Annotated in this window: 15 protein-coding genes; 5 read left to right on the top strand and 10 right to left on the bottom strand. The window is 71.5% G+C overall.

The window, feature by feature from the left end; all coding sequences use genetic code 11:
- Nucleotides 1–35 precede the first annotated feature (35 nt).
- From AC061S_RS20870 to AC061S_RS20860, 3 genes are all read right to left on the bottom strand, one after another.
- Nucleotides 36–1,334 carry a sensor histidine kinase gene (locus AC061S_RS20870; RefSeq protein WP_478687464.1) on the bottom strand — a complete coding sequence of 433 codons (1,299 nt, stop codon included), beginning with the start codon at nucleotides 1,332–1,334 and terminating at the stop codon, nucleotides 36–38.
- Between the two features lie 46 nt (nucleotides 1,335–1,380).
- Nucleotides 1,381–2,280, bottom strand: coding sequence for a hypothetical protein (locus tag AC061S_RS20865; RefSeq protein WP_478687463.1), 900 nt, complete (start codon nucleotides 2,278–2,280; stop codon nucleotides 1,381–1,383).
- A 208-nt stretch (nucleotides 2,281–2,488) separates the two neighbouring features.
- Entirely contained in the window at nucleotides 2,489–3,274 is a 786-nt protein-coding gene (locus tag AC061S_RS20860) for an IclR family transcriptional regulator (RefSeq protein WP_478687462.1), read from the bottom strand.
- 156 nt (nucleotides 3,275–3,430) lie between these two features.
- On the opposite strand from AC061S_RS20860, the gene AC061S_RS20855 reads away from it, so the two are divergent.
- On the top strand, nucleotides 3,431–4,954 hold the full coding sequence (locus AC061S_RS20855) for an aldehyde dehydrogenase (NADP(+)) (protein WP_478687461.1): 1,524 nt from the start codon (nucleotides 3,431–3,433) through the stop codon (nucleotides 4,952–4,954).
- Nucleotides 4,955–5,002: 48 nt separating this feature from the next.
- On the opposite strand, the gene AC061S_RS20850 is transcribed toward AC061S_RS20855, so the two are convergent.
- Complete coding sequence (locus AC061S_RS20850) at nucleotides 5,003–5,368, bottom strand: SHOCT domain-containing protein (protein WP_478687460.1); 366 nt, start codon at nucleotides 5,366–5,368, stop codon at nucleotides 5,003–5,005.
- A 10-nt stretch (nucleotides 5,369–5,378) separates the two neighbouring features.
- A complete protein-coding gene (locus tag AC061S_RS20845) occupies nucleotides 5,379–5,825 on the bottom strand; it encodes a DUF6325 family protein (protein ID WP_478687459.1) in 447 nt (148 codons plus the stop codon).
- Nucleotides 5,826–6,015: 190 nt separating this feature from the next.
- Between AC061S_RS20845 and AC061S_RS20840 the strand changes: the two genes are divergently transcribed.
- The 3 genes from AC061S_RS20840 to AC061S_RS20830 all read left to right on the top strand — a co-directional run bounded on the left by AC061S_RS20840 (nucleotide 6,016) and on the right by AC061S_RS20830 (nucleotide 8,355).
- On the top strand, nucleotides 6,016–6,243 hold the full coding sequence (locus AC061S_RS20840; RefSeq protein ID WP_478687458.1) for a hypothetical protein: 228 nt from the start codon (nucleotides 6,016–6,018) through the stop codon (nucleotides 6,241–6,243).
- 92 nt (nucleotides 6,244–6,335) lie between these two features.
- Nucleotides 6,336–7,613 carry a TerD family protein gene (locus AC061S_RS20835; protein WP_478687527.1) on the top strand — a complete coding sequence of 426 codons (1,278 nt, stop codon included), beginning with the start codon at nucleotides 6,336–6,338 and terminating at the stop codon, nucleotides 7,611–7,613.
- 523 nt (nucleotides 7,614–8,136) lie between these two features.
- Nucleotides 8,137–8,355: a helix-turn-helix domain-containing protein gene (locus AC061S_RS20830; protein ID WP_478687457.1), complete on the top strand. Its 219-nt coding sequence runs from the start codon at nucleotides 8,137–8,139 to the stop codon at nucleotides 8,353–8,355.
- A gap of 272 nt (nucleotides 8,356–8,627) precedes the next feature.
- Here AC061S_RS20830 and AC061S_RS20825 read toward each other — a convergent pair whose 3' ends face one another.
- Together AC061S_RS20825 and AC061S_RS20820 are read right to left on the bottom strand one after the other, a co-directional pair.
- Entirely contained in the window at nucleotides 8,628–8,807 is a 180-nt protein-coding gene (locus AC061S_RS20825; protein WP_478687456.1) for a hypothetical protein, read from the bottom strand.
- 267 nt (nucleotides 8,808–9,074) lie between these two features.
- On the bottom strand, nucleotides 9,075–10,313 hold the full coding sequence (locus tag AC061S_RS20820; protein ID WP_478687455.1) for a helix-turn-helix domain-containing protein: 1,239 nt from the start codon (nucleotides 10,311–10,313) through the stop codon (nucleotides 9,075–9,077).
- Nucleotides 10,314–10,612: 299 nt separating this feature from the next.
- Between AC061S_RS20820 and AC061S_RS20815 the strand changes: the two genes are divergently transcribed.
- Nucleotides 10,613–10,864, top strand: a complete 252-nt coding sequence (locus AC061S_RS20815; RefSeq protein WP_478687454.1) for a hypothetical protein — start codon at nucleotides 10,613–10,615, stop codon at nucleotides 10,862–10,864.
- Between the two features lie 116 nt (nucleotides 10,865–10,980).
- On the opposite strand, the gene AC061S_RS20810 is transcribed toward AC061S_RS20815, so the two are convergent.
- The 3 genes from AC061S_RS20810 to AC061S_RS20800 all read right to left on the bottom strand — a co-directional run bounded on the left by AC061S_RS20810 (nucleotide 10,981) and on the right by AC061S_RS20800 (nucleotide 12,235).
- Nucleotides 10,981–11,229, bottom strand: a complete 249-nt coding sequence (locus AC061S_RS20810; RefSeq protein WP_478687453.1) for a hypothetical protein — start codon at nucleotides 11,227–11,229, stop codon at nucleotides 10,981–10,983.
- A gap of 39 nt (nucleotides 11,230–11,268) precedes the next feature.
- A complete protein-coding gene (locus AC061S_RS20805) occupies nucleotides 11,269–11,781 on the bottom strand; it encodes a hypothetical protein (protein WP_478687452.1) in 513 nt (170 codons plus the stop codon).
- 79 nt (nucleotides 11,782–11,860) lie between these two features.
- Nucleotides 11,861–12,235, bottom strand: a complete 375-nt coding sequence (locus AC061S_RS20800) for a hypothetical protein (protein WP_478687451.1) — start codon at nucleotides 12,233–12,235, stop codon at nucleotides 11,861–11,863.
- Nucleotides 12,236–12,497 lie beyond the last annotated feature (262 nt).

The raw sequence follows: 12,497 nt of genomic DNA, 5'->3' as shown, positions 1-12,497 counted from the left end.
GGGCGGCGGCATCGGCGGCGGCGGGGTCGGCGGCGTCATCGGGCGTCCCCGCCGAGCGGGAGCACGGCCCGCAGCCGCCACCGATCCTCGTGCGGCCCGGCCTCGACCCGCCCGCCGAGCAGCGCGGCCCGCTCGGCCGCGCCGCGCAGCCCCCGGCCCCCGGTGGTGCGGGCCTGCGGAGCGGCCGCCGGATCGTTCGTCATGGTGATCTCCAGTTCCTCGTGTATGCCGTGCCCCGCGTGTATGCCGTGCCCCGCGTGTCCGCCGTGCCCCGTGTGGCCGCCCCGCACCCGTACGAGGATCCGCAGATCGACCGGGCCCGTCCCGTGCCGCAGCGCGTTGCTCAGCCCCTCCTGGACGATCCGGTACGCCTCGCGGGAGGCGATCGCCGGGAGCCGCCCCCAGTCGCCGGCCGGTCCCGGGTCCTGGCGGGCGGTGATCGGGGTCCCGGAGGCCCGGCTGCGGGCCAGCAGCCCGTCGAGGTCGGATGCCAGCGTCGGAGCCGGCGGCCCGGTACCCCCGGCGCCCGCTCCGTCGCCCTCGCGCAGCAGGCCGAGGACGGCGTCCAGCTCGCCCACCGTGCGCCGCGTGGTGTCCTCGATCGCGGCCAGCGCCTCCCGTACGAAGCCGGGGTCGCTGTCGAGCACCCGCCGGGCGGCGCTCGCCTGGAGGGTGACCGCGCTCAGGGCGTGCCCGACGGCGTCGTGCAGCTCCCGGGCCAGCCGGTTGCGGACCGCCAGATCCGCGGCGCGCTCCTCGGCGGCCGCCAGCCGGTCCGCCGCCGTCGGCCCGAGCAGGACGGGCGCCAGCCGGGCCAGCAGCGCCCCCGCCCCGGCGGCGCACAGGACGAGCCCGGCCAGCAGCCCGATCCCGAGCAGGGGGGCGACATACGGCTGATCCGGCAAGCCCAGCGGGCCGAGTCCGACCGGGAGCTCCCGCAGCGCGCTCACGAAGGGCAGGGCGATCAGCACCACCGCCATGGGCGGTACCGCCAGGCTCATCCCGCTGACCAGGGCGCCGACCCCCAGGTGCAGGGTCCACCAGGCCGAGGCCCGCCCCCGGGCCGCCCAACTCCGGGCCGGCCCCTCGGCGAACCGCTCCCCCGGCACCCCGCACAGGGCGCGCGCCGCGGCGACGGACATCGGCCGGACCAGCCGGAGCAGCCCGGTCACGGCGACGAGCGGCAGGGCCGCGGCGTAGGCGGCGAGGCTGAGCGGCAGAGAGGCTCCCGCGTCCCTCCCACCGGCAAGGACGCCGACCGCCACCTCCATGAGCAGGAAGTACGGCATCAGCAGGGCCCCGCCGAGGATCAGATGGACCCATCTCCGACGCATCCCACGTGCCCGGCGCACCCCCGGCCGCAGCTCCACGCCGACCCCTTCAGGCCGCGCGGCGGCCGGCGAGGAAGCGCCCCATGACGGCGGTCGCGAGGAGCGCGGTGATCATCTGGCCAGCGTAGATCACATAGCTCGCGGTGGTGGTCTGTTCGCCCGGACCGGGGTCTCCGGTCGAGAAGGCCGCCAGCATCCACATCCCCCAGCACAGGGTCGCCGCCGACCCGGTCCACGCCACGGCCAGCGGCCACCCCGCCCGCCGGGCCCCGCCCCGGGCGAGCAGCACCGCCCCCGCCCCGGCGGTCAGGGCGCATATCGCGTGGACGGCGGAGCCCACGGCAGTGTCCGAGGAGTGCTGCACGATCTGCGCCGCGTTCTGCCCGGCCGTACCGCCGAAGGCCCAGTAGAGGTGCCCAGCGGCGACCACCGAGGCCAGCGCCGCCGCGACTCCCGCCACCACCCCCGTGGGTGACGGGAGCCGCGGGCCGAGGGGGCCCTGCCAGCGCCGGCCCCAGCGCTCCCGCGCATAGGGCACGAACAGGACGGCCAGGGCTATCGCCTGGACGATGAAGCCCACGTAGACCACGTGGAAGACCCAGGGGTCGAGGAAGGGCTTCCCGGCTGCCTTCGCCGCCGCGTCGGGTCCCAGCCCCACGGCTCTCATGAGGAGTTGGCCGGGGAACCCGAGCACGATCGGGGTGAGCAGGCCGGTGGCGACGAAGGCCGGGACGGTCAGCAGCCAGGACGGCACCCGCTTGCCCCAGGGCCTGATGAGCACCAGCACGAGCGCGATCACGGCCGCGTCCATGAGCACCGTGACGGAATTCGCCACGGTGAGGACCAGCCCGGGCTCCCGCAGCACGCTGCCCGCCGGTATCCCGATGTGACTCCCCGCCAGCCAGGCGGCCTTCAGCGTCAGGTACGGGACGGTCGCGGCTACGGCCACCGCGGCCGGGATCCTGCGCCCGGCCCCCGGCCGGGGGAATGAGGTCTGCGCTTCTTCGCGCGCCGGTCGCTGTGACCGCGGCGGGTGTTCGGCTCGTGTGGTCATGCCTCAACGGTCCCGGTTCCGTGTCCCCGCCACCTCCCCCTTGAAGGGGAACCGCCTCCCCCGCCCGGGGGAGGAACCGCGCGCTCCGCCACGCCACCCGCGGCTACATCCGCCGCGTCACCACCGACAGCCGGTCGCGCGCCGCGAACAGCGCCGCCTTGATGCCCCGTTCGTGCCCCGGAGTCAGCCGCGCCACCGGCACCGAACAGCTCACCGCGTCCCGCGCCGGCGTCCGGTACGGCACCGCCACCCCGAAGCAGCGCAGTCCGAGCGTGTTCTCCTCCCGGTCCACCGCGTACCCCTGCTCCCGTACCAGTGCCAGCTCCTCGATGAGCCGGTCCCGGTCGGTGATGGTGTGCTCCGTGACGGCTTCGAGCCGCCGCGGCAGCAGTGCGCGCACCTCTTCGTCCGCGTGCGTGGCCAGCAGGGCCTTGCCGAGCGCCGTCGAGTGCACCGGCAGCCGCCGCCCGACGCGGGTGAAGGGCCGCAGGTAGTGCTGGGACTGCCGGGTCGCGAGGTAGACCACGCTCGTCCCGTCCATGCGGGCCAGGTGGATCGTCTCCGTCGTGTCGTCGGAGAGCCGGTCCAGCGTGGGCCGCGCCGCCGCGACCACCTCGTCCCCGTCGATGTACGAGCTGCCCACGAGCAGCGCCCGTACGCCGATGCCGTACCGCGTGCCCGTCGCGTCCGTCTCGACCCAGCCCAGGTTCACCAAGGTGCGCAGCAGCATGTAGAGGCTGGATTTGGGCAGGGAGAGGTCGTTCTGGATGTCGGCGAGGCTGTGCAGACCCGGCCGGGAAGCGAAGTGTTCCAGCAACAGGACCGTGCGTACCGCCGACTTGACGGCCGCCGGCGCGCCCGAGCCCCCCGACTCAGCTGTGGTGGTCATCCGCCTTCATGCCCCTCTGTCTCTTGCTGTCACTTGTCAACCCGGAAGACACGGAAATAGAGTCCACGGTGGATGTGATCATTCATCCAACGGAACAGCGTTCACAATACTGAACGCATCCGCGCGGGTCAGCGTAGATCCAGGAGGCAGTTCGCCATGGCAGCAGCACCAGTCTGGAGTGTGGACCCCCGCACCGGGAAGCACCGCGAGCAGGTTGCGGTGGAGGCCACACCCCGGGAGGTGGACGAAGCCGTGCGCGCGGCCCACGCCGCCCGCGGCTCGCTGGCCGACGCCGCGCGGCGCGTCGCCTTCCTGCGCGCCGCCGCCGATCTGCTCGACGAGGCGGCCTCCCACGTGATCGAGGCCGCCGACGCGGAGACGGCGCTCGGCCCGGGCCGGCTCACCGGCGAGCTCGCCCGCACCACGGGCCAGTTCCGGGCCTTCGCCGACGCCGTGGACGAGGGCTCCTATCTCGACATCCGCATCGACCGCGCCGATCCCGCCACCGCCCCGCCCCGCCCCGAACTGCGCCGCTACAAGGTGCCGCTGGGCGTGGTCGCGGTCTACGCCGCCTCCAACTTCCCCCTCGCCTTCTCCGTGCCCGGCGGCGACACCGCCAGCGCGCTGGCCGCGGGCTGCCCGGTCGTGGTCAAGGCGCACCCCGACCACCCGGCCACCTCCGAGCTGTGCGCCTCGCTGCTGCGCCGGGCGGCCGTCGCCGCCGGGCTGCCGGCCGAGGTCGTCGCGGTGGTCCACGGGTTCGACGCGGGCCTGGAGCTGATCCGGCACCCCCTGATCAGCGCCGCCGGGTTCACCGGGTCCATCCGGGGCGGGCGGGCGCTGTTCGACGCCGCCGCCGCGCGGCCCGTACCGATCCCCTTCCACGGGGAACTGGGCTCCCTGAACCCGGTCGTGGTCACCCCGGCGGCCGCCGCCGAGCGCGCCGAGGAGATCGGCGGCGGGCTGGCCGGCTCGGTCACCCTCGGGGTCGGCCAGTTCTGCGTCAAGCCCGGCCTGGTCCTCGTACCCGAGGGCGCGGACGGGGACCGGCTCGCGAGCGCCCTCTCCGACGCCCTCGTGAAGACCGAGCCCGGGGTGCTCCTCGACCACCGGATGCGGGACAACTTCGTCGCCGGGGTCCGCGAACGCGCCGCGCTGCCCGGGGTCGACGCGCCCGTCACCCCCGGCTCGGGCGGCGAGCACACCGTCGGCGCGGGCTACCTGAGCGTGCCGGCGCGGACCCTGCTGGAGGGCGGGCCCTACGAGGTGCTCCTGGAGGAGTGCTTCGGCCCCGTCACCGTGCTGGCCCGGTACGCCGGCCAGGACGAGGCCGCCGCCGTGCTCGGGCGGCTCCCCGGGAACCTCACCGCGACCCTCCAGCTGTCGGCCGCCGAGGCGGACGGCGGCCCGGGTCCGGCGGCGGAGCTGATCTCCCAGGTCACGACACTGGCGGGCCGGGTCGTGGTCAACGGCTGGCCGACCGGCGTGGCCGTGGCTCCGGCCCAGCACCACGGGGGCCCCTACCCGGCGGCGACCGCCCACTCCACCTCGGTCGGCGGCACCGCCATCGAGCGCTGGCTCCGCCCGGTGGCCTACCAGTCGGTGCCGGACGCCCTGCTCCCGGCGGAACTCCGCGAGGCCAACCCCCTGAACCTCCCGCGACGGGTCACGGGAGGCTAGGCCGTCTCTTTCGGATCTTGCCCGGCCCGGCTGCCGGAGGGGGCCCGGTCAGGCGTTCAGCACCCGGGCCTTCTCCGCCGCGAACTCCTCGTCGGTGAGCAGGCCCTGGGCCTTCAGTTCGGCCAGCGCGGTGAGCTGGCCGACCCTGTCGACCGCGGGAGCCGGCGCGGCCGCGGCCTGCTGGACCGGCTGGGCCTGCTGGGTCTGCTGCCAGGCCTGCTGCTGCGCGGCCGCCTGGGCCGCCGCCTGGTTGACGAGGGCCTGCTGCTCGGCGTCCGCCGCCGCCTGCTGCTGCGCGCTGCGCTCGGCCTGGCCCCGCTGCATCCTCCCGGAGACCGCCGTGGCCGTACCCGCCACGACCGCGGTACGGGCCATCGCGCCCAGCAGACCCGGGCGCCCCATGCGTCGACGCATGACTCTCCTCCTACTTCTCGGTCAGTGCGGCGACGGCGCGTTCGACGCCGTCCCGTGGGATGCGTTCCATGAAGAGCACCTGCCCGTTGGACTCCCGTACCGCCGAGGCCAGGCGCGTGGCCCAGGCGTTCTCCCACACCACCACGAGCGCGGAGGACTCCGGGGCGAGGCCCTGCGCCACGGTCTCCAGGTCCTCGTCGCTCAGCAGGTCGAACTCCTCGCCGAGGACCCGCTCGAACTGATCGGCCACCTCGGAGTCGGCGAGCTCCACCACGGACACCGCGCCGTCCCGCTCCTTGCGGACGAACGTGAGGTCGAGGATGCGCACCACTCCGCTCTCCTGGAGCTCGCGCAGGGCCGGGGCGACATCGCCGTTGAACCGATTGCCGTCGAAGGTGACCACGGCGACGTCCACCGGGCCGATCGATTCGGCCGTAAGAGCTGCACCAGCAGGCATGAGCAAAACCTCTTCCGTAGCGCATGAAATCACTGCAAAAGGGATCTTACTCGGCGCGGCTGACACCGCATCGCGAGGCGGGACGGGGGTCGGGGCTGGGGTCGGCCCGAGGGTCGGAGCGGGGCGTGCCAGGGTCGGGCCGGGCATATTGTGTTGCAGGCCACCACCCGGGGACGGCACGCTCGGCCCCATGCCGAAACCCCACGGATTCTCGTACGAACAACGGGGCGACCACAGCGTCGTCATCACCCACCAGGGCCGGTCCGCGGCCACCCTCCGGGGCGGGCGGGCCGCCGCGTTCCTGGCCGAGGTCGGAGCCGGTGACGCCCAGCTCGTGATGGCGCGCTGGACCGGCTCCTACAAGTTCGGCAACGAGCGGACCGCCAGGAACCACCCCCGCAACCGGGGTCGCGTCTGAGGCACGGGTGGGGCAAGGGTGAAGAACCGGGAAACCGGGTGAAAGCAAGGGAACGGCAAAGCCACCTCGGTCGTTCTCCCGGCATGACCGCTATGACCCCTGGTTCCAACCTGCCGCTCAATGCCGTCCGCGTGACGGTCGACGTGGCTGCCCCGGTGCGGCTCGACGTCTCCGCGCTGCTCCTCGGCGCCGACGGCAAGGTGCGTTCCGACGCCGATTTCATCTTCTTCAACCAGCCGTCCGGCCCCGGCGTCACCTACCGCTCGGGCGGCGGCACCGCGCCGGACTCGATCACCGTGGACACCGGTTCGGTCCCGCCGGGCATCGAGCGGATCGTCATCACCGCCAGCCCGGACGCCGCGGGCCAGTCCTTCCAGGGCATCGAGCCCACCGCCACCGTGCGGGACGCCGGCAGCGGAGCGGCGATCTCCACCTTCACCCCGCCGAAGCTCGGCACGGAGACCGCCCTGGTGGTCGTCGAGGTCTACCAGCGCGGCGGCGTGTGGAAGGTGCGCGCGGTCGGCCAGGGGTACGCGAACGGCCTCGCCGGCATCGCGACCGACTTCGGGGTCTCGGTGGAGGAGGAGCCGGCTCCGGCGGCCGCCGCCCCGGCCCCCGTCGCGCCGCCCGTCGCCCCGCCCGCGCCCCCGGCTCCCCCGGCGCCGCCCACCTACGCGGCCTCCCCCTGGCTCACCAGCGGCGCTCCCGGCGCGACCCCGGCTGCCCCAGCACCGGCCGCCCCCGCGCCGGTCGCGGCTTCCGCCCCCGCCCCCACCCCCGCCCCCGGCGCCGGGAAGATCAACCTCGACAAGGGCCGGGTCAGCCTCCAGAAGAACCAGACCGTGTCCCTGGTCAAGGGCGGCCGCCCGCTGCTCTCCCAGGTCAAGATGGGCCTCGGCTGGGAGCCCGCGTTCCGCGGCCGGGACATCGACCTGGACGCCTCGGTCATCGCGTACGGCCCGCAGCGCAACCACATCGACAGCTGCTACTTCGGCAAGCTGTCCATCCTCGGCGGCTCCGTCAAGCACTCCGGCGACAACCTCACCGGAGAGGGCGCGGGCGACGACGAGGTGATCGTCGTGGACCTCGGCCGGCTGCCCGCGGACGCGACGGGCCTCGTCTTCACGGTCAACTCCTTCTCCGGCCAGAAGTTCACCGAGGTGGCCAAGGCCTACTGCCGCCTCATCGACGCCGCGACCAACGAGGAGCTCGTCCGCTTCGACCTCACCAGCGCCGAGCCGCAGACCGGCGTGATGATGGCCAAGCTGATCAAGCAGTTCTCCGGCGAATGGGAGATGACGGCCATGGGCGAGTTTGTGAAGTCGCGCACAGTGCGGGGCATGGTCAAACCGGCCGCGCAGGCACTCTGAGTTTCCGCAGGTCAACGGCCCCACTGGGGAGCGCAGGAGTCGACAGCCCTCCGATGAGGAGCGCGAGACGGGCGCCGCCGGTGGGGCCGACGACTGTCTCGAGACCTAATACGTCTAGAGGTTTTTAGAGGGATTTCGAGCCGATTCGAGGCTGCTCCCCCGCTTGATTTCCCATTGGTCTCCCACTGGAAGCCAGGCAGACCGAAGCCGGGCGGCACCCTGGAGGGGTGTGTAAGCCGCCCGGCTTCGGCGTTTCCGGCTGACGGATGTCTCGTACAACGGTGCCGTTGTGCGGTTCACTCGTCAGGCTGGATGCCCGTCGTGACCTGACGGGCATCCAGCGGGGTCACCGCTGGCCGCGCATGGGGTGCTGCGGCCCTCGGTGTCCCCTTCGGCGCGGCTGGATTAGAACCAGCCGCGCCGAAGCTTTTGATCCCCTGCCCATCAGTCAGCAAGGGCTAGATCCAGCAAATGCCCCACTACTGGGGCAGACTTTTGATCATGAAACTCGCAGCGTTTGTGGGTGCACGACGATCAGAGTGAGGCCCTCAGACGGCTAGGCGACCGCGTCCGCGACGCACGCAGGGCCGCCCGCCTCACCCAGGAGGACGTCTACCTCCCGGCCGGCATCCCCCGGAACACGTACCAGCGCATTGAGTACGGACAGACGGATCCACGGTTCAGCCACCTTGCCCGTATCGCTCGAATCGTGCGTGTGCCACTGCGTGATCTCATGCCCTAGCCACCTGCTCGCAGTGCCAGTTTCGGCCACACGACAGGTTTCCAGTCTGCCTGCATATGCCAGGCAGCGGGAGGGGGGTCCGTGCATTTATGCAAACGCAGGGTTCACACCCCGTGCGATTCCGTAACCAACTGTCATGCGCTACCAGGGATTTCGCGACTGCCACTTCGAACACACGCACGAAACTTTGTTGAAGCGAACACAAACCTGCTGGCTTGTCTCAATTGCGTACCCGCCTCTCCCGCTGCCGCCGCGGCCGGAGAGGCGGGGGCTTAGGGGTGGCGTGGCAGGTAGCGGGCCACCGTCGAGCGGGCCGGCTGCCTGGGCGGGCACTCGCCAGGAGGGTGCGCGTAGTCGTTCGGGCGGACACCACTCGCACTGTGCCGGGTGATCTCCTTGGCCTCACCGTGGATGGCCTGCTGGCACTCGCAGCAGATCCGGCCGGCGGTCACGATGCACGCTCCACGGGGACCAGCCGGTACAGCGGCGCAACGCCGCGGTCGGCAGCGCACGCTGTGTGGGCGAACTCCAAGCGGGGCCCGCTGACAGTGGGGACGGCGCGGACGCACACGTCAACGTCGGGCTGGAGGCAGTACGTGCATTCCGGCATCTGATCGGCCATCGGTGGCACCTCGTCTCGGCGGCTGGGTACCGACATCCTGAGGCCCGACAGCAGGAACGAGGGGCAGGAATCCTGCCCCTCGCCCAGATGCTCGAACTCAGGCCGAGAGCAGACCGACCTTCACCGCCAGCTGCGAAGCTTTCTGCCGGCGCTCCGGCGACCTGGCCTCGGTCTCCTCGAGGATGATCCTTCTCGCGTAGCCGTTATAGCGGATCGTCTCCGGGGCCGCGGCGTGAGCCCGGTCGAGGGTGTCGAGCGCCACCTCGGGCTGGCCGTCGAGCTGGTAGCCGCGGGCTTCCTCGATGCGGTGTCGGGCAAGACGGGGCCGGGAGGGGATTGGTGTCCGGTCTGCCCGTACCGCCTGCCGTACCGACTCTCCGCCGGCCCGAAGCTCGACGGCGATGGTCACGGCGTGGGCGCCCATGATGGCCGGGCCGAAGCTCGTGATGGGGTGAAAGTAGCCGAGGTCCAACTTCTTCGCGGCCTTGCTGGCCTTGTCCCACCACGCCCAGGCGCTCGCCGTATCGCCGCGACGGGCTGCGGTGTAGCCAGCCTCGTGCTGGAGCGCCCCGGAGATGGCGAGGACAGGCTCGGGCCCAGCGTTGAGGTGGGGCTCGAGGTAGCGGAGCGCTTCATGGACGACCATGTCGGCCGCTTCGAAGTGCCCAGGTCCGCTATCGCGGTGCGCTTGCGCGGCGAGCCAGGCGGCAACCCCGATGGCGTGCGGGTCTTCGCTGTCCTGGGCGGCGACCATGCCGCGTTCGGCAACCCGCCACAGCAGGGCCGAGTCGGGCTGGTAGGCGCAAAAGAACTGGGCGAGGAAGTACACCTCGGCCAGCGTGGCCTGCGCTTCCCTTCTGGCGGCCGCACTGTCGGCTTGGCGCACCGAGAGCTGGGCATCCCGGATCAGGGCTGGCAGGAGGGCGCCGATGACTTCGCGGTGGTTGGGGGCCGTGTGCCTTGCGCCCCATGCTCTGGCGAGCCGGTGCTGCAGATGTTCGGCGCTGGGTGCTTCCCGATCGGCGACGAGCGGGAAGGTGTCGATGGCGGCCTTGACGGCGGGGAGGCTGGAGTGGCCGGGGCCGATGAACAGCTCGATAGTCATGGACTGGTCGCCTGTGAGGTCGGCGAGGTCACGCACGCGGAGGGCTTCCGCGATGCGCAGGATCGTCGGCAGCTTGGGCACCTGGATCTGACCTGTCTCAATCTGCTTGAGCCACGACGGCGACTTGCCGAGGAGGCCGGCGAGGACTGGGCGGCTCATGCCGCGGCGGGTGCGGAGGATTTGTACGCGCTGCCCGAACCTGATGGGTTCGGGAGTAGCATCAACTGGCATAGCGGCCTTGCCCCTTTCCTGCAGCTCGACACTGTCAGCGTAGGGGGTGAGGCCGGTTCTGCGTCCGGGCGTTGATCAGAACCGAGGACCCCCGATTCTGAGCGCTGCCCGATATCCTGTGCGACATGTCCCCCACCCCTTCAGGCCGTGGCCCTGTGCGCCCTCTCGCGGAGATCAACGCGGAGATTCGGGCGCTCGTCGCCGCGGGCCGGGCTGGGGAGCCGCGGTACGAGGAGCTTCTCGCGGAGTGGGCTGCGGCGATCCGCGGCGATGTCAGACCTGCCGCCTAGGATCCGGCCGTGGCAGACGAACAGGTAGACGAAGCAGCAGGCCGGCAGCGACTGGTCGAGCTGAAGCTCGCCAGCGAAGCGGCGCGTGTGGAAGCTCAGGCCGGGGACTACTCGCCGGAACGGTGGGAGCCCTGGATGGAGGCCGCGGCCGTCTTCAACCAGGCGGTGACCGACCATGCGAAGGCCCACGGACTGAACCGCTTCGACCTCGAGAAGGCAGTCGTCAAGGCGGCCCTGCATCCTGAGCCAGCCGAGTCCTGACAGCACTCCGCCCCGCCGGGCACGCAGCCAGCGGGGCGGGTACTCGGTCCAGCAGCATCCCCGCGTACTAGAGCCGATTGATACGAACAGGCTAGCGGTGGGCACTGACAACGGGCCTACTCGTCGTCCCCGACTGCCTCGTTGTATGCCGTCAGGATGCGGGCGAGGTTCGAGGCCTGCCGCGGGGTGACCGGGATTTCGCCGAGCTCGGCGTCGTCGTTGTGTGCGAAGTGCAGCGGCTCGTCAAGGGTGGCATCGAAGGCGACCTGCAGCCGGGGGGTCAGCTCGTAGTAGTGGGCGGTCTCGCGATCCCAGGTGCTGATCGCGGTGAGGATGCCTTCGAGGTCGCTGTCGTGGTTGCTCACGTCGTCTCCTTGGAGTGGCAGGTCTGGTCGGGTTGGCGGTCACTTCGCCGGGGGGAAGGGGCCTTGCGGCGGGATGAAGGGGCCCTCTTCTTCGTCGGTGAGGACGCCCTGCGCCTCTTCCGGGGTGGCGGGTCGGACCATGTAGGGGATCTCCCAGTCCTCGTCGTTGTAGTCATAGCCGTCGTCCATGTCGTGGATGGCGTCGTGCTCGACGTGCTGTGGGGTGACTTCCTCGGGGGTTTCTCCTCGGACGAGGACGATGCAGGCCCTCACCCAGTTGTCGCCCAGGCGCTTGTAGCCGGGCGTGTCCTCGGGGAAGGGGTGGCCGTCGGGCTCGTAGACCTCGTCCAGGAGGGTCAGCCCGGTCAGTTCGAAGGGGTTGGCGTCAGCCGGGTTATAGCCCTGCCGCCGTCGCTCGTGCCAGAAGGCGCGCCACGGGGTTTCGACTTGGCGGCACTGGCCCGGGTGATGGAATGTGCCACCCCAGGCGCCGAACGTGGGCCCGCGTCCGGGCGGGAGGATCGGATCGCAGTGGCCGCATAGGATTTCCATGGCAGTCTCCTTCGACTGGCTCGGTACATGCTTCGCTGGGGGTCGCTGACGCTGACAGGCGCTCTGCCGGGCTGTGCGGTCAGCGGCGGCCGTCGCGGATCTGGTAGATGCGGGCCCGGCTGAGGTTCGCGGCGCGGGCGATCGCGGTCACCTGGTGTCCGGCGGCGACAGCTCGGCGGATGGCTTCGTCCCGGTCTTTCTCGGCGGCTTCGATCCGGTGGGCGGCGGCGACGATTGTGGTGATCTCTCCGAGGTCGGCGGGGTCGGGGGCGCCGAGGACGTCGGCGAGGATCTGCCACTGGCTGTCGAGGGGGGTGCCGTCGTTGTCGGTGTCGATGTCGCAGTTGTCGATGTACTGGATGAGCTGGTCCCGAGTGAGGTCTTCGCCGTCGGCAAGGGTGATGCTGCCGCCGTGGGTATAGAGGTCTTCGACGGTCTCGGCGGTGATGTTCATGGTGCTCCCCTCCGACGCCACCTTGTGTAGCGCGCTACACACACAATGGCCCTGCGCCTCGCCTCTGTCAAGCTCGCTACACATGGTCTCGACGTAGAGGCGCGCCACGACAACGAAAGAAGACCCCCAGCTAGAGGCGGTTTCTAGGGGTCGTCGCAACACGTGGTTGGTTGTTCAGGCCGCGAGGAGTTTATGCAGGCGCTCGGCTGGGGTTTCCCAGCCGAGCGTTTTGCGTGGTCGGCCGTTGAGCTGGGCGGCGACG

This window comes from Streptomyces sp. CA189 (assembly GCF_056428985.1).
Note: the sequence above shows the minus strand (reverse complement) of the source record. Positions and strands in the feature narration are given on the sequence as shown.